20 protein-coding genes are annotated in these 20,806 nt (G+C 57.7%); 8 read left to right on the forward strand and 12 right to left on the reverse strand.

Features of this window, described 5'->3' with window-relative positions; all coding sequences use genetic code 11:
- The first annotated feature begins 57 nt into the window (after positions 1-57).
- Positions 58-1,068: a threo-3-hydroxy-L-aspartate ammonia-lyase gene (locus GSQ93_RS19570; protein ID WP_158937309.1), complete on the forward strand. Its 1,011-nt coding sequence runs from the start codon at positions 58-60 to the stop codon at positions 1,066-1,068.
- Entirely contained in the window at positions 1,019-1,339 is a 321-nt protein-coding gene (locus GSQ93_RS19575) for a hypothetical protein (RefSeq protein ID WP_158937310.1), read from the forward strand. Before GSQ93_RS19570 ends, GSQ93_RS19575 begins: the two co-directional genes overlap by 50 nt.
- 155 nt (positions 1,340-1,494) lie before the next feature.
- Here the strand turns inward: GSQ93_RS19575 and GSQ93_RS38160 are convergent, their stop codons facing one another.
- The 10 genes from GSQ93_RS38160 to GSQ93_RS19620 all read right to left on the reverse strand — a co-directional run bounded on the left by GSQ93_RS38160 (position 1,495) and on the right by GSQ93_RS19620 (position 10,831).
- Positions 1,495-1,914, reverse strand: coding sequence for an MBL fold metallo-hydrolase (locus GSQ93_RS38160; RefSeq protein ID WP_254073945.1), 420 nt, complete (start codon positions 1,912-1,914; stop codon positions 1,495-1,497).
- A complete protein-coding gene (locus tag GSQ93_RS38165; RefSeq protein WP_254073946.1) occupies positions 1,872-2,186 on the reverse strand; it encodes an MBL fold metallo-hydrolase in 315 nt (104 codons plus the stop codon). The genes GSQ93_RS38160 and GSQ93_RS38165 overlap by 43 nt, the downstream gene beginning before the upstream one ends.
- A gap of 13 nt (positions 2,187-2,199) precedes the next feature.
- On the reverse strand, positions 2,200-2,649 hold the full coding sequence (gene cynS, locus GSQ93_RS19585) for a cyanase (RefSeq protein ID WP_158937311.1): 450 nt from the start codon (positions 2,647-2,649) through the stop codon (positions 2,200-2,202).
- 30 nt (positions 2,650-2,679) lie between these two features.
- Positions 2,680-3,603, reverse strand: coding sequence for an ABC transporter ATP-binding protein (locus GSQ93_RS19590; protein ID WP_158937312.1), 924 nt, complete (start codon positions 3,601-3,603; stop codon positions 2,680-2,682).
- On the reverse strand, positions 3,593-4,483 hold the full coding sequence (gene ntrB / locus GSQ93_RS19595; protein ID WP_158937488.1) for a nitrate ABC transporter permease: 891 nt from the start codon (positions 4,481-4,483) through the stop codon (positions 3,593-3,595). Before ntrB ends, GSQ93_RS19590 begins: the two co-directional genes overlap by 11 nt.
- Before the next feature lie 22 nt (positions 4,484-4,505).
- The gene (locus tag GSQ93_RS19600) at positions 4,506-5,885 is read right to left on the reverse strand and encodes a CmpA/NrtA family ABC transporter substrate-binding protein (protein ID WP_158937313.1); all 1,380 of its coding nucleotides are present in this window, start codon (positions 5,883-5,885) and stop codon (positions 4,506-4,508) included.
- A gap of 38 nt (positions 5,886-5,923) precedes the next feature.
- Complete coding sequence (locus GSQ93_RS19605) at positions 5,924-7,267, reverse strand: FAD-dependent oxidoreductase (protein WP_158937314.1); 1,344 nt, start codon at positions 7,265-7,267, stop codon at positions 5,924-5,926.
- Positions 7,264-8,403 carry an acyl-CoA dehydrogenase family protein gene (locus tag GSQ93_RS19610; protein ID WP_158937315.1) on the reverse strand — a complete coding sequence of 380 codons (1,140 nt, stop codon included), beginning with the start codon at positions 8,401-8,403 and terminating at the stop codon, positions 7,264-7,266. The genes GSQ93_RS19605 and GSQ93_RS19610 overlap by 4 nt, the downstream gene beginning before the upstream one ends.
- A 70-nt stretch (positions 8,404-8,473) precedes the next feature.
- Positions 8,474-8,959, reverse strand: coding sequence for an OsmC family protein (locus GSQ93_RS19615; RefSeq protein ID WP_158937489.1), 486 nt, complete (start codon positions 8,957-8,959; stop codon positions 8,474-8,476).
- 288 nt (positions 8,960-9,247) lie between these two features.
- Positions 9,248-10,831: a sigma 54-interacting transcriptional regulator gene (locus GSQ93_RS19620; protein ID WP_254073947.1), complete on the reverse strand. Its 1,584-nt coding sequence runs from the start codon at positions 10,829-10,831 to the stop codon at positions 9,248-9,250.
- Between the two features lie 288 nt (positions 10,832-11,119).
- Between GSQ93_RS19620 and GSQ93_RS19625 the strand changes: the two genes are divergently transcribed.
- From GSQ93_RS19625 to rclC, 3 genes are all read left to right on the forward strand, one after another.
- Positions 11,120-12,037: an AraC family transcriptional regulator gene (locus GSQ93_RS19625; protein ID WP_158937316.1), complete on the forward strand. Its 918-nt coding sequence runs from the start codon at positions 11,120-11,122 to the stop codon at positions 12,035-12,037.
- A gap of 378 nt (positions 12,038-12,415) precedes the next feature.
- Entirely contained in the window at positions 12,416-12,775 is a 360-nt protein-coding gene (locus tag GSQ93_RS38175) for a hypothetical protein (protein WP_254073948.1), read from the forward strand.
- 179 nt (positions 12,776-12,954) lie between these two features.
- A complete protein-coding gene (rclC, locus tag GSQ93_RS19635; protein ID WP_158937317.1) occupies positions 12,955-13,578 on the forward strand; it encodes a reactive chlorine resistance membrane protein RclC in 624 nt (207 codons plus the stop codon).
- Between the two features lie 83 nt (positions 13,579-13,661).
- On the opposite strand, the gene GSQ93_RS19640 is transcribed toward rclC, so the two are convergent.
- Positions 13,662-14,576, reverse strand: a complete 915-nt coding sequence (locus GSQ93_RS19640) for a DMT family transporter (RefSeq protein ID WP_158937318.1) — start codon at positions 14,574-14,576, stop codon at positions 13,662-13,664.
- 612 nt (positions 14,577-15,188) lie between these two features.
- Between GSQ93_RS19640 and GSQ93_RS19645 the strand changes: the two genes are divergently transcribed.
- Positions 15,189-16,091: an AraC family transcriptional regulator gene (locus GSQ93_RS19645; RefSeq protein WP_158937319.1), complete on the forward strand. Its 903-nt coding sequence runs from the start codon at positions 15,189-15,191 to the stop codon at positions 16,089-16,091.
- A gap of 443 nt (positions 16,092-16,534) precedes the next feature.
- Here the strand turns inward: GSQ93_RS19645 and GSQ93_RS19650 are convergent, their stop codons facing one another.
- Positions 16,535-17,158, reverse strand: coding sequence for a LysE family translocator (locus GSQ93_RS19650; RefSeq protein ID WP_158937320.1), 624 nt, complete (start codon positions 17,156-17,158; stop codon positions 16,535-16,537).
- 614 nt (positions 17,159-17,772) lie between these two features.
- Between GSQ93_RS19650 and GSQ93_RS19655 the strand changes: the two genes are divergently transcribed.
- Together GSQ93_RS19655 and GSQ93_RS19660 are read left to right on the forward strand one after the other, a co-directional pair.
- Positions 17,773-18,282, forward strand: a complete 510-nt coding sequence (locus tag GSQ93_RS19655; protein WP_158937321.1) for a cupin domain-containing protein — start codon at positions 17,773-17,775, stop codon at positions 18,280-18,282.
- 831 nt (positions 18,283-19,113) lie between these two features.
- Positions 19,114-20,736 (forward strand): GMC family oxidoreductase, encoded by a 1,623-nt coding sequence (locus GSQ93_RS19660; RefSeq protein ID WP_158937322.1) that lies wholly within the window; start codon positions 19,114-19,116, stop codon positions 20,734-20,736.
- Positions 20,737-20,806 lie beyond the last annotated feature (70 nt).

Consider the following 20,806-nt stretch of genomic DNA (forward strand, 5'->3'; position numbering starts at 1 on the left):
GAAAGTGACTCTCCGGATCGACGTCTTTCGCATCGGCTCAATTCAGGCACGAATACCATGTCCAATCCTCTGCGCGTCGATCCAACTAACGAAAAGCTCGATCTCGCTATCTCTTTCAATGACATCGTGCGCGCACATGATCGCATTGCAGCACATGCGCACCGAACGCCGGTTCTCACCTCTGCGACGGGTGACGAATTCGCCGATGCAACGCTATTCTTTAAGTGCGAAAATTTCCAGCGCACCGGCGCATTCAAATTTCGCGGGGCGTGCAATGCGATTGCTGCCCTGACGGACGATCAGCGCTCCCGGGGCGTCGTTGCATTTTCCGGAGGAAACCACGCGCAGGGCATTGCGCTGTCGGCAAGAGTATTGAGCACAACCGCAATTGTCGTGATGCCTCACGATGCGCCTGAGAGCAAGGTATACGCGACTCGAGCGTATGGTGGCGAGGTCGTGCTTTTTAATCGCCACACGGAAGATCGAGAAGCCATCGGGCGTCGATTGGCGGAAGATCGCGGCTTGACGCTGATACCTTCCTACGATCACCCCGACGTAATGGCAGGGCAGGGAACGGCCGCGAAAGAATTGTTTGAACATACTGGTGCGCTGGATGTTTTGATTGTCCCACTCGGTGGAGGCGGCCTCCTATCGGGCTGTGCCATTGCAGCCAGAGCCATGAGTCCGGCATGCAAGGTTATCGGCGTTGAGCCCGTCTCGGGAAACGACGGGCAGAAGAGTCTGAGGTGCGGGAAAATCGTGCGTATTTCTCTTCCCAATACCATTGCCGACGGTGCGCAGGCTCAACAACTGGGGCGTTTAACATTTCGTGTGATCCGACATCATGTAGACGATATTGTCACTGTCAGCGACGACGATCTCGTCCGGGCAATGGCATTCTTTGCAACGCGCATGAAGATCCTGGTCGAACCGACAGGTTGCCTGGCCGCAGCGGCGGCACTCGGTCGACACCTCGATGTGAAAGGTAAGCGGGTCGGTGTCATGGTGTCAGGCGGCAATGTCGATCTCCAGCGTATTAGTATGCTTACTCGGGATAAGGCCGTTTGACGAAGGGAACGCCCGAAATCATTTTTTATTAGCCTCTCTAATTGCGAACGAAAATGATCGGATTGCACTTGCCGCCGCTTACTCGCAAAAAGCCGACGAGAGAAGTGCGCAGATCGCCTTTTTGGTCAACGATATTTCGCCGGATAGACCATTAATCGAATGGTCCCGTCGCAACGATGTGGAGCTCGTTCGCTTTGTCCAATGCCTGTCGCGCGCCGTATTGAAGGTCATTACCAAGGCGAGCGCAGATCCGGTCTGCGGTTCGGCGTAGCCGATCTCGAAAGATGATCGGCAAACGCGCAAGAAGCCGTCAAAGCGACCCACGTCACCAGTGCATATGGAAGCGCGGTCGTGCATTATTTTTTCCTGGAATCCCGTTCAGTCGGTCCTCGTCTCACGGCCCGATGCGCCGTCCCTACTGTTCGGTCATTGCCCGCAAGCAAGGTTAGCCGGGATGGCGACGTCCATCAGTAGTGGATTTGGTAGGTCAAGCGATTCCATGATGGCAATGTATTGTGCTTCTGTCTTCCCAGCCAGGCGAGGATTGAGTCGGCGCTCCTCTCCTATGCTCGACCGGGTGGATCCTTTGTAGTCGTGCGCCGGGTAGAGCGCGGTTTCGTCGGGCAGCGTAAAGAGCTTGTTGACGATCGAATCCCACGAGCGACTCGCGTTTCCACCTTGAAAATCGGTGCGGCCACTCCCGCGAATCAGCAGCACGTCACCGCTGAAGACGGCTTCCGGTTTGGCCGGGTTCAGCACGAAGCTGAACGATTCATCGGTGTGGCCGGGTGTATAAATCGCTTTTAACGCAATCCCGTCGACTCGCAGCACATCGCCTTCGCGCAATGCTGCGACACGCATAATGCCTTCGACATTTCGCCCATGATCGTAACGCAACCCGTCGCGTCACGCAGATCGCCGAGCGCGGTTATGTGATCGGCGTGCGTGTGGGTATCGATAGCGTGGACAAGCCGCGCGCCGATCATGTCGATAGCCGCTACGTACGTGGCCAGTTCCGATTTCACCGGATCGATGATCACCGCTTCGCCTCCTTCGCGCGAGGCGAGGAGATACGTGAACGTGCTTGAAGCGGAATCGAAGAACTGTCGAAAAATCATGATGACGCGTCGCTCAATAGCTCTTGTAAGGCAAGAATTTTCCGGACAGCACGACCTTCACGCGGTCGCCCTTCGGGTCGACCTCGCGCTGGATATCCATTGAAAAATCGATGGCGCTCATGATGCCGTCGCCGAATTCCTCGTGGATCAATTCCTTGATGGTAGTGCCGTACACGCTGACCATTTCATACCAGCGATAGATCAAAGGGTCGGTAGGTACTGCAGTGGGCAACGACCCTTTATACGGGACAATTTGCAACCACGCCACGGCCTCGTCTGACAGGCCAAAGATCTCGCCCATTATTTCGGCCTGCGCCTTGTTCAGCGTCATTTGGCCGAGACACGCTGCGGTCGTCCATTCCTTGCTCTGCCCGACTTTCGCGGCGATATCGCCCCATTTTAAGTTCTTGGCGACTTTCGCGGAAACGATTATCTGGGTTACGTCGGTACGGCTGGAAATCATGGTGATGCTCCTTGATTGAGAAACGAAGTGTCAGGCAACCGCGCTAATCAGTGCTCCGGAACCGGCGCTAGGCGCGTCGCCATCCTCGACACCCGGACGCACCAAGCGCGGCTGGGTTTGATCGGTATCGGACGGCCGGAATTCGCGCGAACGGCGCACGAGGAAGTCGACCAGATGATTACGTATCCGATAAAACTGCGGATCGTGATGAATGGTCTCGCGCCGGCGATTCGCCGGCAGCGTATTCACCACAATCTCCGCGATCTGCGCGCGCGGCCCGTTGCTCATCAGCATGATCTTGCTGGAGAGCAAAATGGCCTCGTCCACGTCGTGTGTGATCATGAAAACGGTTTGCCGGGTCGCGGCACAGATTCGCAGCAGTTCGTCCTGGATGACGCCGCGCGTGAGCGCATCGAGCGCACCAAAGGGTTCATCGAGTAAAAGCATTTTGGGTTCAACGGCGAACGCGCGCGCAATACCCACGCGCTGCTTCATGCCGCCGGACAATTCCGAGGGTTTTTTCTTCTCCGACCCTTTGAGTCCCACCATATCGATGAACCGCAAGCTGTGCTCCGCGATCTGCGCGCGTGTCCATTTCGGGTGCCGCGAGCGCACGGCGAACGCAATGTTCGCTTCGACCGTAAGCCAGGGTAGCAGCGCGTGTCCCTGAAACACTACGCCGCGGTCCAGGCTCGGTCCGGAGATCTCACGGTTCGCCATGATCACGTGCCCGGTGGACGCTTCTTCAAGGCCCGCAAGCACGTTGAGGATCGTGCTCTTTCCGCACCCTGAGTGCCCGATAACGCAGACGAATTCGCCTTGCTCAATAGTGAAGCTGACGTTCTCGAAAACGGGCGGGGCGTCGTGCCTATAGCGCTTGGAAAGACCCTCGACGCTAATGAACGATGCCGCATTCGTGTGCTGTGCGGACGCGTTGGCCTTATCAATCGACATAGGTCACCTTGCGTTGAAGTTGAGCAAACAGCACGTCGAGGACCATGCCGACCAGGCCGATAAGCAGCACCGAAAACAGCACGTTCGACAGCGAAAGGTTATTCCATTCGTTCCAGAGAAAGTACCCGATGCCGGTTCCACCTACGAGCATCTCGGCGGCAACGATCACAAGCCACGCGATACCCATCGAAATGCGCATGCCTGTCACGATGGTCGGCGCGGCCGCCGGCAGAATGACGGTGAATGCTCGCCGCAACGGTGGCACTTCGAGCGTGCGGGCAACATTGAGCCAGTCGCGCCGGACCGCCGCCACGCCGAATACGGTGTTGATCAGCATGGGCCAGACCGAACAGATGAAGATCACGAAAACAGCGGACGCCGACGAACTCTTGATGGTGTAGAGCGCGATCGGCATCCATGCGAGAGGCGAAATCGGCTTGAGCACCTGGATAAACGGATTGAACGTCATGAATGCAAGTCGCGACATTCCTATGACGAATCCTGATGGCAAGGCGATGAGCAGTGCGAGGGCGTATCCAGATGCGACGCGTGCAAGCGAGTAACCCATCTGAATCCCAAAGCCTTTGTCGTTGGGGCCGTTATCTCGGAAGGGATGCGCGAGTTGTTTTGCGGCCTCGCTGGCGAACTGCGCCGGAGATGGAAACCCTGTCACCTTCGCTGGCGTCGGACCCGCGTTATTTGTCTCGGGAGTCTTCCCCATGAGCATGGCGTACTCGACGGCTTCGGCGCTTGCCCCCGTCTTGCTTCCGGCAGGTGTCGGATCGGGTAACGTCGCGGCTTGCCAGATGCCGATCATCACGATCAGCAACGCGAGCGAGCATAGCGCAGCCCTTTGCCTGAGCGATGAAGGCGTTGACATGGACATGGTCATTCTCCTGCGCTCACGCGCGCTTGATGGCAAAGCTGTTGAGATAGTCACCGGGACGACCTGAGTCGAACGCGCGGCCCATGACCGTGATAGGCCGATCACTGCCAGCGGTCGCCATGGCGGGGACAGGTTCGCCGATCTGGCGCATGGCGTTGCCGGCATCGGTCATGAGGAAGACTTTTTCAGCGAGCGCCTGATAGTCCACGTCGCCGTTGATGTAATCCCATCGTTTCATCTGCGTCATCATCCACACCGCCATGGAGCGCCACGGCAACGGTTCGAAATCGACCCGATCGGGGACGCGCTGCACGTGACCGAGGCCGTCCGCGAAGGTGCCGGTCAGCACTTGGCGCACAACGAGTTCCGGTTGGTTAAGGTAGGCCGGCGTCGAGATCATCTTTGCCAGCGCGGCGCGATTGGCCGCATCGTGGGCGAAGGCCGCCGCCTTCAGGTTTGCGCGATACAGCGCGGCGAACGTGTTCGGGTTCTGCTGGATAAACCCCTCCGGCACGCTGAATGAACAGCACGGATGACCGGCCCAAATGTCTCGCGAGAGAACATGGATGAAGCCGACTTCATCGAACACCGCGCGCTGGTTGAACGGGTCCGGTCCAAGGAATCCGTCGATGTTTCCTGCCCGCAGGTTCGCGATCATCTCGGCTGGCGGCGTCACGCGCAACTGCACGTCCCGATCAGGGTCGATGCCATGCTCCGCTAGGTAGTAGCGCAGCAGGAAGTTGTGCATCGAAAAATCGAAGGGGATGGCGAACTTGAAGCCTTTCCAGTTGTGCGGGTTGCGGTTGTCCTTGTGCTTCAGCGCAAGGACGATCGCCTGACCGTTGACGTTCTGGATCGTGGCCACGCGAGTGGGTGAGGGCTGCGAACCAATCCCCATCGATATGGCGAGCGGCATGGGCGCGAGCATGTGCGACGCGTCCAGTTCGTGGTTCAGCATCCGGTCTCGCACGAGCGCCCAGCCGCCGACTTTGCGCAAGGTGACGTTGAGTCCCTGCTCCTTGTAATAGCCGAGCGGTTCCGCGGCAATGAGCGGAGTCGCGCACGTGATCGGCAAGAATCCTACGTTCAAATCGCGCTTTTCCAGGTTGCCCGTTTTGTCTTGCGCGAACGCTTCCTGTATCGACGCAATCGGCAGCACGCTATACACAGCTGCGATCGCCGCGCGCTTGCCGACCGCCCGGATGAAAGCGCGACGGGCGGTATCGCGGGGGAATAAGGCGCGCACGGCAGCCGCTTCCACGAAGTCGCGCGAGCGTGCATCGGTGTCGATGGCGTTGGCGCCGACATGCTCGGCCTGACTCGAATGCTGTCCGCAAGCGCAGCCGCCTAACGTGGAGTCGCTATCGAAAGGACGGTAACGGTTATCACTTTCCATCTGATTTCCCTGAATGATCCGCGTGGGCAGCGCGACCGTCACGCTGCGAGCTCGAGGCTGCGCTGACCGACTTTCAGCGAAGCGACGACGACGCCGTCGCGATACTGCGCCATGGAAAGTTGTCGCTCATCTTCGTCGACGACCTGCCACTGAAGATCCCGCGACGGCGCACCACGCATCACGATGGGCAGCCAACGCGTCTTCACGCGCAGGACGGGAGCTTGATGGCGATAACCCCGGTGAGCGCGCTTGAGCACGGAGTGCGCGATGGCTTCCGCTTGCCCTGCTATTGGTTCGATAAACCGGCACGGCGCACCTTGCAGGCTGACGCAATCGCCGAGCGCATAGATATCCTGCGCGCTCGTCTGCAAGGTTTTCGGATCGACCACGATGCCGTTTTTAAACCGCAATCCGGCTGAATGCGCAAGCCCGGGTTCGGTGGCGAGACCCGTCGCGCACAGTACGAGATCGGCATGCAAGGTCTCGCCGTTTGCCATCTGTACGATACGTGCTCCATCACGTTTCTGCGTGACACCCGTGACCATACTGCGCGGCCGATAATGCAAGTTGGTCCGTGCCCAGCAGTCGAGCAGGCGCGCCGACGCATGCTCGGGCAAGAGGCCCGTCAGTGGCGCGGCGTTCACGTCGAGCATCGTGACGCAATGACCCGCGCGGGCAAAATCTTCGGCCAGTTCGCAACCGATCAAGCCTGCCCCGATCACGGTAATGCGCTTCGGACCCGATGCAAGCGCGCGCTGCACGCCGCTCCACATCGCAAGGTCGTTGATCCGCCAGCACAGGTCCTTCGGCAGCGCGGTGGGCATTGCAGGGCACGCGCCCTGTGCCAGCACCAAATGAGTGTACGTAAGCGGGCCGGACGTCGTGCGCAACTGGTGCAGCGAGGGCGACAGTCCGACCGCGAAGGTATTGCTCAGCAGGCGCACCTGAAGGCGCGAGGCGGCGGCGGTCGCGGCCTCGGCGATCATCGACTGGGCGGTCTTATTCTGGCTCAATGCAACCGATAATTCCGGCTTGCGATACCGGTCGCCCTTGCAGGCAGTGACCAGCGTGATGGGCACGTCGGCATCAAGGGCGCGCAGTGCTTCGGCGACGGCCCAACCCGCCGTACCGCCGCCCACGATCACGACGCCCTTTTCACGCGACACGACGGCGGTGCTTTCCACATTCGATACCGCCGCCGGCTCATAAGGCGCGAAATCGCTTTTCTGCACGCCGCACAGCGGGCATTCCCAGTCATCGGGGATATCGTTGAAGCGCGTGCCGGGCGTAAGGCCGCTGTCGGGGTCACCCGCTTCTTCGTCGTAGATCACTCCGCACGCGCGGCAAATGTATTGCTTCCAGTCGCAGACGATGGCATTCATGCTGGAAACTCCTCTCGGCTGAGTCGCGCCATTTCAAAACGCAGGTGCTTGAGCGCAGGGGTGACGATCGCCACAAAATGCGATTCGCGGATGCGCCGTTGGGGGGCGGCGCTCATCAAATAGCCGCGCGCGCCCTGATGCAGCAGCGATGCTTGCGCGGCTCGCAACGCCAAATCAGAGCCCCGAGCGCGGACATCGAGGACCTCCATCAGATAGTCCTTGCTGCCATCATATGGAGTCCTTGCTAGGCGTTGCGCCTGCTTGACAGCATCGTCGAGTTCGGCTCGCAGTTCGTCCGGACGATCGCTCAGAAAGCGGTTGACGTGGCCGAGCATCGGCTCGACCTCGAGGCTCGAGTCGATCGCGCCCTGCGTCACGCCGAGCGCCATGCCGACTTGCAGCAAGATGAAAGCCGACCGTATCCGCGCAATAAACGGCCGCGCCGGGTCCGCTATGATCTGCTGTTCGCCAACAAAATAATCAGTGAGCTTCACGCCCCAAGTGCTAGTGCCTTCCATGCCCGAAAACACGGGGCAGGGGCGCAATTCGACGCGCTCGTCGCAATCGAGCATGAACATCACTTCATGCGACACCGAGCCGTCATGGCGTTGCACGCCCGCTATCGCGCCGCAATATTGCCCTGTTGCAATATGACTGACCCAGGGCAGCGTGCCATTGATTTGGTAGCCACCGGGAACGCGGGTTGCGCGCAGCATCATCGGCTCGATGCCGGAGAACGCCTTCATAGGATTTGACAGCGCCGTGCCGCCGAACGCGCGGCCTTCGGCATGCGCCGCGAGCCGTTCGCCGTTCAATGCGGGATTGCCAGATTGCTCGATGTATAACCCGCAGACGTCGTGCGACCACATCAGGAAACCAGTCGCGCCGCACGCACGGCTCGCCCGTTGCATGGCGGCTAAAGACAAGCCGAAGCGCGCGCCGTGACGGTCCAGATGCACACCAAGCGCGCCTGCTCGCCCGAGCGCTTCCAGGATGTCGAGCGGATAATGCCCTTCGTCGATACGCACTGCCGCAGCCTTCAGCGGGCCGTTCGAAATGCGTTCCACTTGTTCGATGACAGCGTCGTCCGTCCAGCGTTCGACGCGCGCGTCGTCGGCAAGCATTGCGCTTTCCATGATGATTTCCTTGGAGTGTCGAAGGGCGTTGCGAGGGTGAAGGTGAAAGCCAACTCGCGGCGCGCGTTGCCTAGTCGGCTAGCGTGACCGTCATGGGGATCGGGTTGCGCAACGTGTTGGCGACAGGCGAGTAGAAGTTGGCCTGCCGCACGATCTCGTCGAGCACATCGCGCGGGGCATCGCCTTCAATCAGCACGTTCGCGCGGATAGCCTGGAAACCCATTTGACCGGGCTGCATTTCCGCCCCGCCCGCGCCCCACGCCGCTGGATTCCCAATGTCCGCTTCCAGGGATACTTCAAGCTTCGACAGCTTCACCTGCTTCCATGTGGCGACGGCCGTGATGCCGACGACGAGACAACCGCCCAGGCCGGACAACGCGATTTCGCCGGGTGCGGGCGCGGTATCGTCACCAAAAAGATGCGGGGGTTCATCGACCACGACGGGTTCGTGACTGCCGACATAGCTTAGTGAGCGGTACTTGCCCTGCATGACGGTGCGGACATTGTTCTTGCCACGCGCGCCCGGATTATTGCGGCCTTTTGCAGCGAAGGTCATGAGGCCATCGCGATCGATTGGGCTGAGGAAGGCGCTAACGGTGGAGGTTGTGGTTGAGGTCAAGGCTGACTCCTGATGTGAGAGTGTTGCTGACCGCGCTTAGGCATTGATTCCATGCGGCCGCAAACTCTCTTATGCAACAGGTATGCCAGTTTGCTTTTAAACTCTGCCAAAGCTTGTTGGTAAAAGCTTTTGGCCGGCTACGGACCTCCGAAAAAAGACGCCAAGCCCCTAACATCGAAGCTGCAAATGTCGACATTGTTAACAATGTCGACATTATGTAAGTCGCTATGATGCAAGCTTTTTCCATCGATAATTAAACTGCCGCGCCGTCATGCCCAGCAGTTGCGCCGCCCGTGATTTGTTGCCGCCGCATTGCTTGAGAGCGTTGTGCAGGACATCGGCGGAGTGCGAATCCACGCTGCCGTAAGGACGCAATGGCAAATGAGGTGCGGCAGGCATCGATGAAGCCGCAAACTGTTCCTTCTCCATAGCGTCACTCTCGCGAGGCAAATACCGCTCGATATCCGCGGCCTCCTGTAACGGCTGCTCCGCGAGCAGCACGATCCGCTCGATCAGGTTGGCCAGTTCACGAATATTCCCGGGCCACGAATAATCCTGCAGCCTCGCGAGTGCGGCCGCCGTCAGGTTGACGTTTCGCTGATTGACCTGGTTCGCATGACTGATGAAATGAAGCGCCAACTCCCGTATGTCTTCGCGGCGCTCGGCAAGCGACGGCAGGTTGATCGGAATGACGTTGAGCCGGTAGTACAGGTCTTGGCGGAAAGTGCCGTCCGCCACGCCGCTCAGCAGGTCACGATGCGTGGCGGCGACAAGCCGAACGTCGACCCGAATTTCCTGTATCCCGCCAAGGCGAGTTAGAGTGCCTTCCTGAAGCGTGCGCAGCAATTTTGTTTGAAGCGTTAGCGGCATTTCGCCAATTTCATCGAGGAAGATCGTGCCGGCATCGGCCCGCTCGAACCATCCCGCACGCGCGGTCGCCGCACCGGTGAACGCACCGCGTTCGTACCCGAATAGCTCGGATTCGAACAGGGTTTCGGGGATGGCCGCACAATTGATCTTGATAAACGCTTTGTCGCGACGCGGACTCGCCAGATGCAACGCGCGCGCGAACAGCTCCTTGCCTGTGCCGGATTCACCCAGCAATAAAACACTCGCCGATGAATCTGAAACGCGCTCCAGCTCGGAAATCGCGCGCAACAACCTCGGCGAGGTTCCTATGATTCCGTAGCGGGCGCTGCCCGACGCCAGGGCTTGAGCGAGGATGGCGTTGCGCTGTTCGAGCGCGTGCGTCTTCTCCATCAGGTTAGCTTCGAGTTGCAGCAATTGGCCGATTAGCGTGGCGAGAATGCGCAGGAGCGTGACATCGTCGGCAAGGGCGCGGGTGCGCGTCCTGATGCGATGACACGCCAGCACGCCGATTGCAAATTGCCCGCCCATGATCGGCAACGCGATAAACGATACCGGTCCCGGCGGCAGCTTCGAGCGTTCGACTGCCCGGCCAAGAAACCCCGGCTCGGCATCGATGTCCTGCACGATGATTAGGTGCCCGTTGCGCAAAACCTGGCCCGTTATGCCTTCGCCCTCGTCATAGCAACCGCACTCGACTTCTTGGGGTGTGAGGCCGTAGGCATGCTTGATTCGGGAGGTTTTGGCGCCTTCGTCGCGCAAGACCACCCGGCCGCGATTCAGGCCGAGCAGCTCTGACATCAGGTGGAGCATTTCACGAAGGACGGGGACGGGGGAAAGGTTTTTGCCGACAAGCGCCATGACCTGTTGCAGCAATAACATCTCCGACTCACGCCAGTTGCTTGAGGTTTCCCCTTCGACTTCGCCAGGTTTGGTGTACATGAGAGGAGGGAAGCCGATGAGCCTGACAGAGTTAGCCGGGGCCTGAATTTCCTATCGTGACTGTATGGTAACGCGGCAGACCGGGACGCGTCTTGTCTTTTGACTTTCCAAGGAATGAGCAACATGGTAACAGCCCGACGCTTCGTCGCTTTACTGAATTCACGGACCGCCAGCTTTGAGACGACGGAGCAGCAATTTGATCCAAATGCGGGGTTTAGCGCAGAGATCGGTGACTTATCATTTGAACTACTTCGTGGCGTGGGGATGTTTCTTTAGTGAGCGTTAGATATGGATGTACTCGATCGGCTAATTGAACTGACCTGTTTGCACGGGGCACTCGAACAGCGCTGTTTGCTTGGCGGCGAATGGGCGCTGGCGCATCCGCGTGCGTCCGAAGGCGAAGCCTTCTACCACGTCGTTCTAAGCGGCGAATGCACGTTACGTGTGCACGGCCATCCGGACACGCTGCTTGTCGCAGGCCACGTTGCGATGTTGCCGCGCGGCGACGCCCATTTGCTCACCATGCTGAAAGGAAAACCGGTCGATGCTGAAATCGGCGACATGAACACTCACTTCAACGGCGCAGTCACGGTGCGAACGAATATATCTTCGGGGCCGCCGGCTCTTGACTTACTGTGTGGCCGGTTCAGCTACACGCCGGATGCGCTATTGATCAGCGTGCTTCCGGATATTGTCAAAATGTCGTTTGAACGCAGTGAGGCCCGCAGTCTCGCGACCCTCGTCGCAATGATGCGCAAAGAAGCGAATGAACCGGGACCCGGTGGGCAGTCAGTTGTGTCATCGCTGTCGACTGCACTCTTCACGCTGTTAGTGCGCGCGCACCTCGCACTGCGGCCATCGACCGACGATGTTTTTGCGTTGCTGGCCCATCCGCGCATTGGAGCATCGGTAGTGGAAATGCTCGAGCGTCCGGCAGAGAATTGGACGATAGCGATGCTTGCCAGTCGTTCGGCAATGTCGCGCGCCACTTACATGCGCGCGTTCGGCGCCTTGACAGGCGACTCGCCCATGTCGCTGCTGACATGCATTCGGATGCAGCTGGGAGCGAAGCTGTTGTCGCGCACGGGCAAGAGCGTTGCAATCATCGCCGACGACGTGGGCTATCGGTCCGAATCAGCGTTTAGCAAGAACTTCAAGGCCGCATATGGGGTTCCGCCGGCTCTATTCAGGCAGACTCGCACTTGAGATAACGGTTGATTTGCGCGGGCCTGTTCATTAGATGTTTCGGGCTCTTCTTTTACACAGCTGACGTTTTCAAGCAACTTTTCATGGGTAATAATGCAAACAGCTGACATTCTAATCGGCGCTCTTTTCGTGCTTCCTGTGTGCGCGTTCGCACAAACTACCCCGCCTGTGACGCTGCCGTTCGAGACACATGCCGCATATTTTTCCAGAGAGGTGGCCCTGCCGATCGTTGTAGATCCGCAGGTTTTCGTTAGCGACAAAAGCGCCCCCGCGGCGCGCCGATGGCAAGGTATTGAGCATGTCGCCCGCGTCCGAAATGCGCAAGTCGACGATCCTTCGGCAAGTAATCTATACACCGCGGACGGATTGCCTTTGAACATGACCCTGAAGGAATGGCTGCAGGCTCGGGGTAGCGTGACCTTAGTACCGCGAGCGGACGGTCGCGAAGACGTGACCGTGGTTTTGCACGGACTAAAGCCCGGTGCGCAATTCAGCTTGTTTGAAAATCATTTCGACCAGAACCCCACTGGATTTACGCCGCTCGATGGGACAGGAAATGCGAACTCCTTTGCGGCCGACTCGCGAGGATCGGCAAGCGCGTCGATGATCGCGCCCGCGGTTATGAATCATGCAAACGCCGTCCTTGTCGTGTACCACTCGGACAACATGCCGCACGGCAGCGAGCGCGGGGCAGTCGGCGTGACAGCGCATCATGAATTGATCGCCCGTCTTCCCTAAGAGCGGGATGTCTGTATTCGGGAAACCAAAGAACAACCGACGTGGTCTGCAAATTTCAGGGATGGATGTCGACTCGCCGGATTGAGACGATCAAACGTCAATCTGAGACCGCAGACACTAGATGAAGCGGTCCCTGTGTTTCACACTCGGTGGCTCCTGCTAACTCTTAAGGCCGCATAGTGTCCACCTTTGATCGAATTCTCATTTCCCTTAGCCGCGCGGACAAATTAGGGGCGAACCTCATCCGGATTTCAATCGCGATCGTCTTCATCTGGATTGGTCTACTCAAATTCGTTCCATTCGAAGCCGACAGCATTACGCCAATGGTCGCGCGGAGCCCGGTCATGTTTTTTTTCTATAAGCATCCTGAGCAGTATAAAGAGCACATGACGAAAGAAGGCCAGCTCGTCCCAGCAGCGCGCGCCTGGCAAGATGAGAACAACACTTATCGATTTTCGCGCGGGCTTGGAAGCGTTGAACTTTTCATTGCTTTAATGGTGCTCCTCAATCCGATTTCGCGAAGGGTAGGTTTGATCGGTGGGCTCTTGTCATTTCTTACACCCTTCGTCACTTTGTCCTTCCTGGTCACCACGCCTGAGGCATGGGTGCCTGCGCTCGGTGACGCACAGCATGGTTTTCCGTATTTGTCAGGAATGGGGCGCCTCATCATCAAGGACACGATGATGCTGGCGGGAGCAGTCGTCGTAATGGCCGATTGCGCGCGTACGTTGCTACAAGAGCGTGCTGCGGGATCCGTCTCCCGATCGGCGCGGCGCCCACAATCGTTGCCGTCGGAAAGCTGAGGTACCTCGGCAAGATCCAGAGAGTCGACGGTGAGCGATTGACCCTTTGTGCGGAAATTGGCGTCATCGCTCATCCTGAGGTTTCACCCCGCTTCGCTTTGACAAGGCCTATGGCCGCCTGCGAGCCTCGGAACCGTGCTGCGGGCGAGCACAACGCCCACAGAGGCTAGCGCAAAGCCGGCAATTTGCACAACGGTTAGTCTTTCGCCGAATAGAAGCCAGGCTTCGATGGCCGCAAGTCCGGGCACTGCAAGCAGCAGCGCGCTCATTTTCGTCACACCGTGGACCCGCACCATCCAGACTAACAGCAGTGTCGCGCTAACCGACAATCCCAAAACCGACCAGAGCAGGCCAAACCACAGCGTGGGCGATTCGGTCCATTCATATGAACCGCCCGCCAGCATGCCGACGACCGCAACCAGTGCGCCTCCAGCGTTCTGTACGCTCGCTGAAACGCGCACGCCGTCTTTCGCAAGCCGGCCGCGTTGGAGTATTGTGCCGACGCTCATGCCGGTCACTCCAAGGATCGCGATAAATGCAGTCCACACAGTGATCTGTTGATGGCCGGTGCCGGCGAGCGCAGGGAATAATACGAGCGCCACACCTGCGATTCCTGCACCCAGCCCGACCACCGTCCATGACGCCGGACGGTCCCCGTTGATCATAAACAAGGCGATCACGGAGACGAGAGGTTGCATGCTCCCAAGTAACGACATGACACCGGCCGGCATTCCGTGCGCGATTGCCCAGTACGCAGCGCTCAGATAGACACCATGCAACATTGCGCCGGCCAGCAAATGCATTTTCAACTGGCTTCTGCGGGGCCACTGTTCACCTCCACGAAAGGCCAGCACGGCCAACAAGGCCGCGCTTGAAGACATCCGAACAAAGAGAAACATTTCGGTCGACACATGGGGTACAACCGCCCGTGCTACGACGAGTCCTGTCGACCAAATAAGCACAAAGAGTGCAGGGGCGATGGTGCTTAGCTTGACCATTTGTGTCTCCTAGTGAAATCTATCGCCCGAAGCTTGAAAGACGCTGCAACTGTCGCGGGATATAGGTCAAGGACACACGCATCCTGCGTCGATGCCCCGACATCCCACGTCGTTCCTGCACAAACCGTCGTCTTGGCGAGTTGCGAACACCGCAACATTAATCGCTTCGCGGCCAGCGACAAATTGAGCATTGGTCGCGGCATCCTATGCTTTAGTAGGTGTCGCCATTCTGAAGAGGTTGCGCTTAAGCGCCGAAACCGATTACCGCATTGCTCGTCGCCCCCCATTTGGGATTCCAATCCGGTAATGCGCGGCTAATACCTTCTAGCATCTGCGACCGACAACCATCGAATCTTTTTTGTCCGTAGCTGACCGCCTCCGGTTCTGTCGAAGCCATACCTTTGTATGCAGAACCCCCGCAATGGTCGTCAAGCAGCAGCCGTTGGTCGAATAGGCCCGTGGAATAACCAGAGGTATCGTGTTTTCACGCCAGGATGCGGTCCGCGGGGGTTGTAACCGACAACCGCGGGGATCACGCTCTGGCTGCGGGCTTTAATGGTCCTCAACTGCGCCGATTGCTTATACGGTCAATTTTCATGGGTGGACCTCAATATGGATGCGCTCGATCGCTTGATTCAATTGGCCCAAGTACAGGGGACCGTGAAACAGCACGGTAGTCTTCTTAGCGAAAAGACGCTCGAGAGCCAACGTCCCCCTCTGGGCGAAGCTATCTATTATGTCGTGCTACACGGTGAATGCCTTTTGCGCATGCGCGGCCGGCCCGACACCGTATTAGTCGAAGGTGAAATCGTGATGCTGCCTCGCGGCGGCGCTCACTCGCTTATAACGCTGCAAAGCGTTAATATCGACAACAACGGATGCGCCATGAGTAGACTCAAGAAACACGAGAATGTCATGCCCGGGCCGCCGCCGTTCGATTTGTTGTGTGGTTTATTTACCTATACGCCGAATTCGCTAGTTATCGAAATGCTTCCCGACATGGTCAAGATGACGTTCGAACGCAACGACATTGCGGGTCTAGCAACCCTTGTAGCGATGATGCGCAAGGAGGCGAGCGTCGACGGGCAGGGGGCGCGATCGGTGGTTTCGGCATTATCCATCACGCTCTTCACCTTTCTAATACGACAGCATCTCAAATCGGAACCGGTCACGAACAATTTTCTCACCCTGTTGACACATCCGCGCTTGGGACCCTCCGTGTTCGCTATGCTCGATCGTCCATCGGACAAGTGGACAATTGAAACGCTGGCCAAGCTGTCGGCTATGTCGCGGGCCACTTACCTTCGCGCCTTCGGTGCATTGACAGGCGACTCGCCGATGTCGCTGCTAACACGTATTCGCATGCAACTGGGAGCCGCTCTTTTGTCACGTACAAAGAAAAGCATTGGACGGATCGCCGACGATGTCGGATACCAATCCGAATCAGCGTTCAGCAAAAACTTCAAAGATGCGTATGGCGTCGGGCCGGGACTCTTCAGGCAAACGTGTAGCTGATGGGACGATCTTACATGGGTGAACCGGCTCGGCACATGGGTATCGCGCCGGCTTGTCAGCTTTGGCACCATGGCGCCTGAATGGTCAACATGCTGTGACGTTGTTTTTGTCACCAGATGTTCGCCGACCAACCGCAGTCCTCTCGATCAAACCTCGAGTTGTTACCGAGCCGTGCTGAAGTTACGTTCAAATGAGGTCCCGCTCGCGCATTCCCGCCTGTACTAACCCCGGCGCGAGCATTCACGCCGCGATAACAGGGCCGGTTTTAGTGCGACTGAATGTGCGCATGACTACGGCACTCAAGTTTCTTTCGGTACTCATCGCCTAATTCAGGTCGATAAGAAATGACGCGGTGGCGACGCTTGCATTCGAGAATTTTTTGCGTAGCACTCGCGACTTCTCTGCAAGCAACCGCTCGACGCATGCGGATGACGGCCCAAATTTCAGACGCGGCTGCTCGCAAGCTTTGCGGCTAGCGCGACGAACACGAGGCCCGAAAAGCGATTAAGCGCTCGCTGTGCGCGTGTCGATCCCAAAAGCATTCTCCCGCCAATGCCGGAAGCAATTGCGATGACTCCAAAAGCAATGAAGCTCGCGCAAATGAACGTCATCCCGAGGACGATAATCTGAAGCGGAATGTGTCCTCGTTGTGCCGAGACGAACTGCGGAAGGAACGCTAGAAAAAATATCACGACCTTCGGGTTTCCAAGATTCATGATTAGGCCACCCCGATACAGACCCGCCGCATCGGCATTCGCGATTTTGCCCGGCGTTGTGCTTACCGGCGCACGCCATGCTCGCCATGCGAGGAAGACCAGATACACGGCACCAGCAATCTTGAGTACCGTAAATGCGACGCTGGACGCCACCAAAAGAGCGCCAAGCCCGACCGCAACGACCAAGGTATGCACAATAAGGCCCGTGCAGAGTCCCAATACGATCACCATGCCAGACCGAGCGCCACGCGTTGCCGACTGCAGTAATACAAAGAGGTTGTCTGGACCCGGAGTCAAACCAAGCACAACTGAAATTCCGAAAAACGGTAATAAAGTTTGGAAAGATGGCATTGCGTCAGCTCCTGATCAATCGACCCTTGTTTTTAGCAGTCGTACAGACGGAGCTTAGCTAGCACGCGTTATCCTGTGAATCCGCAATCGACTCAGAAAGAACGTCATTCGTCTCAGGTCCCTCAGTGTTGAACGTGGTCCGCTTAAGCTGGAAGCAGGTTCCAGTAATGCACCGCTGCGACAGGTCGGGTGCGGAAGCGATGCCCAGTTCCTTACCCACTACCTTTCACCGAAATCCACCACGGCTCGTATCTGAAGAAATTGACGTAGATCGCAGAGTATGGACAGCCTGGTTCGCGAGAGAAGGACGCCGAATCGTTTGTGACACGCCCTAGCGTAAGGTCTGATCTAGAAAAAGCAGGGTGGGCGTGGTGGTCCATTCACGTGTTTACATCTGCGAGATGACCATTGAATTCACCGCTTTCGCACGCGGCGGTTAACTTTTTTTCACGATGCTGATGATCCATTTCGGTTACGCATGTCGCCGGAATTTCGGTCGTAGCCAGTGGATTCCCACGCCAGAGGTAATGTCGTTTAAGGCATTCCCGACAATTTGTCATCAGTGAAACGACAGAAATGTGGTCAGTGCGGCAGCACGTTTCGGGATAAATTCGGTGTTCAAACTCAATGTAAAAGGATCTTCGATGCGTTTCCAAAACATCCCGGCGGTCGACTACGACTTTGGCGGCTCCCACGCCCGCATGTTGGTCTCAGGCAAACAGTCTGCGGGATCGTACTGCATGCTTGAGATTACTTCTCCTGCAGGTCGTGCCACCCCTAACCACAAACACGAGCACGAGGAAGAGACCATCCACGTCCTTGATGGGGAACTCTCTGTGAATATTGAGGGAAAGGTACATACGTTAGGTACGGGCGAGACCTTGCTGCTTCAGCGGGGCACAGCTCATCAACTGATCAACCAGTCGAATCGAAGTGCGCGATACCTCGTCATTTGCGCACCGGCAGGTTTCGACGATTTCGTTGAAACGTGTGCAGAGCCGCTGTTTGCACCGTTCGAACTTCCGGCGCCGAGCGCTGCTGCGAAGGAAAGAATGCGGGCGGCAGCACCAAAATTTGGTATCACTCTGCTTCCGCCCAGCGAAGTGAATGCGTCAGCCCGGTGAAGGCTCTAACGCCAAGCCGGTACCCTGCCGATTGGCTGGCACAGTCGGTCGGGAATACGTTCGATCGACGACACTTCAAACCTGCATCGATCTCGTTGTCTCGTTGTCACGCCAGCAACTGATCACCGTGCGACACGCGCTTCGTCCCGGTCAGAGATCACGGAAATCTGATTTGCACGCTCCGTCGGAGAACCCATGCCCTCAAATCCATTGAACTGCGATATGGGAACTATGCCGGCGCACTCAGACTCCATGCTGTTTTGACCGGATAGCATCGTGAGCGTAGAGGGGCGATGTCGCGCCAAGTCATGTGCTTTCATGAAATCGGCAAACTAAGACCAAATCTCGATTCCCGACTGTTCGATCTGGCGTCGTCAAGAATGTGACGCCACGATTGTTCCCGTGTATGCCGCAACATCGTCGCGATAGCTTCGTGAAACAAACGTGCTGCTTCTGCCATTTTCCACGTCGACCTAGATATTCGGCGCAAAGTTGGCTTAAACGGAATCGAACGCCCCCGCCTTTAAACTTCGCGCGACGAATCTAGTTGCTACTTTACGTCGTCGACCAAACGTCAGCAGTGCAAGCCAGCGACAACGCAAGGTGGACTGAATTAGGGCTCAACGCGTCCGATGCTTGACGTACACACGCCTTAGCTTCGCCCTTGTATCTACTGTTCGAGGTGTGAAGAGAAGTGGCGTCCTTGTTGCCTGAACATGAGACGACCAAGTAGAAGTTTGAGACGCGACCGCATTCACGCTCAACGAAGAGGTCGTTACTCTAATAACACGATTTGCATGCGTCGATCTAAATTTGAATGACGGAGTGGTAATGAAATTGAACGAAGAACTCGCCGACAATGTCCTGCGCAATCAGGCGTTGCTCGCGGCTCAAATCAGAGCGCCTTACGACTTTATCGTGTGCGGTGCGGGCACGTCAGGATGTGTGTTGGCGGCAAGGCTAGCGGAAGATTCGAATTTGCGGGTGCTGCTCCTCGAAGCGGGGGGCGATGACGAGAGCGAGCTTGTGCAGGACCCCAATCGCTGGCCGATGACGCTGGGCAGCGAGATGGACTGGGCTTTTTCGGCACAAGCCAACCCACGGTTGAACGGCCGATCGCTCGCCTACTCGATGGGAAAGGGTCTTGGGGGCGGGTCCAGCATCAATGTGTCGACTTGGTCGCGGGGGCATCAGGCAGACTGGGATTTCTACGCCAAGTTGACGCACGAAGATGCATGGAGTTACGCAGCCGTTCTGGAGCTTTACCGCAATCGCATTGAAAATTGGTCCGGTGAACCGGACCTGGACTATCGCGGCACCGGCGGAACAGTCCACGTTCAGCCGGCACAGGAACCGTTTGCCTTTTCAGAACGGCTGATGGCGGCCGGAGAATCGCTAGGTCTCACGCGCTTTCCGAACGCCAACGGGCGCATGATGGAAGCAGCGGGTGGCTGCGCACTGGTCGATGAAACGGTGCGCGACGGAAGGCGACAGTCGATCTTTCGCTCTTACGTGTATCCGCTGATGGCCCGTCCCAATCTGACCGTCCTTACGGGAGCCCATGTCACTCGCGTCCTCTTCGATGGTCATCATGCAAGTAAGGTCGAATTTGATTACAAGGGTGAGCTGCTGACAGCCGAAGCGGATCGAGAAATCATTTTGTCATTGGGCGCAATTCACACGCCTAAGCTTCTGATGCAATCTGGAATTGGCCCTGCGGACGAGTTGCGGCGCGCCGGCATTAAGGTGCTACAGGCACTCGAAGGAGTCGGACGCAATCTGCACGATCACGTTTCCCTCGCTGCTGTCTGGGCAAGCGAAGGCGAGATGCTGGGTAACTATCCACGCAGCCAGACAGCGGTATTTTGGAAAAGCCGGTCCGAGCTCGACAGCCCCAACTTTTATAGCTATGCCATATCTGGCGCGCATCTCACACCGGAAAATGCACCGGGCATCGTTCCTCCGCAGGACTGCTGGACCCAGGTAATTGGGATGCGGCCACTTAGCCGAGGCAGTATCCATCTGACGGGAACCCATGCGACCGACCCGGTCCGAATCGATGCCAACTACCTTGCCGCGTCGGAGGATCTGACCGACCTGAGCAGTGGACTGCATTTTGCCCGCGAAATGGGCCGTGCGGCTTCGATGGCAGGGTCGAGCAAAAATCAGTTGGCACCGTGGTCCTACGATCCTGCCGATCTAGCTTTGTACATTCGCAATGGTCTAACGACGTTTTGGCATCAGAGCGGCACCGCAAGGATGGGGCTCGACAGTATGTCGGTCGTAGACGCGAAGCTAAGAGTTCACGGCATAGGGGGCTTGCGAGTGGCGGACGCATCCGTTCTGCCTCGGGTGACGAGTGGCAACACCATGGCGCCATGCGTAGTCATCGGCGAACGAGCGGCGGACTTCTTAAAGGAAACCGTTGCGTCATCCGTTGTTCAAGCCATATAGCAGGTCAGTCAGGCTAAATCCACTATGGCGGTGACATTGCAGCATATCGTCCGTGCATTCGGGCCAGCTG

The sequence above is a fragment of the Burkholderia sp. S171 genome (assembly GCF_009766085.1).
GTDB lineage: Bacteria > Pseudomonadota > Gammaproteobacteria > Burkholderiales > Burkholderiaceae > Caballeronia.

Excerpts from the sequence above, each read along its gene's own strand:
- GSQ93_RS19570 (WP_158937309.1), top strand. The coding sequence starts at position 58 with ATGTCCAATCCTCTGCGCGTCGATCCAACTAACGAAAAGCTCGATCTC.
- GSQ93_RS19575 (WP_158937310.1), top strand. The coding sequence starts at position 1,019 with ATGTCGATCTCCAGCGTATTAGTATGCTTACTCGGGATAAGGCCGTTT.
- GSQ93_RS38165 (WP_254073946.1), bottom strand. The coding sequence starts at position 2,186 with ATGATTTTTCGACAGTTCTTCGATTCCGCTTCAAGCACGTTCACGTAT.
- cynS (WP_158937311.1), bottom strand. The coding sequence starts at position 2,649 with ATGATTTCCAGCCGTACCGACGTAACCCAGATAATCGTTTCCGCGAAA.
- GSQ93_RS19590 (WP_158937312.1), bottom strand. The coding sequence starts at position 3,603 with ATGTCGATTGATAAGGCCAACGCGTCCGCACAGCACACGAATGCGGCA.
- ntrB (WP_158937488.1), bottom strand. The coding sequence starts at position 4,483 with ATGTCAACGCCTTCATCGCTCAGGCAAAGGGCTGCGCTATGCTCGCTC.
- GSQ93_RS19600 (WP_158937313.1), bottom strand. The coding sequence starts at position 5,885 with ATGGAAAGTGATAACCGTTACCGTCCTTTCGATAGCGACTCCACGTTA.
- GSQ93_RS19605 (WP_158937314.1), bottom strand. The coding sequence starts at position 7,267 with ATGAATGCCATCGTCTGCGACTGGAAGCAATACATTTGCCGCGCGTGC.
- GSQ93_RS19610 (WP_158937315.1), bottom strand. The coding sequence starts at position 8,403 with ATGGAAAGCGCAATGCTTGCCGACGACGCGCGCGTCGAACGCTGGACG.
- GSQ93_RS19615 (WP_158937489.1), bottom strand. The coding sequence starts at position 8,959 with ATGACCTTCGCTGCAAAAGGCCGCAATAATCCGGGCGCGCGTGGCAAG.
- GSQ93_RS19620 (WP_254073947.1), bottom strand. The coding sequence starts at position 10,831 with ATGTACACCAAACCTGGCGAAGTCGAAGGGGAAACCTCAAGCAACTGG.
- GSQ93_RS19625 (WP_158937316.1), top strand. The coding sequence starts at position 11,120 with ATGGATGTACTCGATCGGCTAATTGAACTGACCTGTTTGCACGGGGCA.
- GSQ93_RS38175 (WP_254073948.1), top strand. The coding sequence starts at position 12,416 with ATGACCCTGAAGGAATGGCTGCAGGCTCGGGGTAGCGTGACCTTAGTA.
- GSQ93_RS19640 (WP_158937318.1), bottom strand. The coding sequence starts at position 14,576 with ATGGTCAAGCTAAGCACCATCGCCCCTGCACTCTTTGTGCTTATTTGG.
- GSQ93_RS19645 (WP_158937319.1), top strand. The coding sequence starts at position 15,189 with ATGGATGCGCTCGATCGCTTGATTCAATTGGCCCAAGTACAGGGGACC.
- GSQ93_RS19650 (WP_158937320.1), bottom strand. The coding sequence starts at position 17,158 with ATGCCATCTTTCCAAACTTTATTACCGTTTTTCGGAATTTCAGTTGTG.
- GSQ93_RS19660 (WP_158937322.1), top strand. The coding sequence starts at position 19,114 with ATGAAATTGAACGAAGAACTCGCCGACAATGTCCTGCGCAATCAGGCG.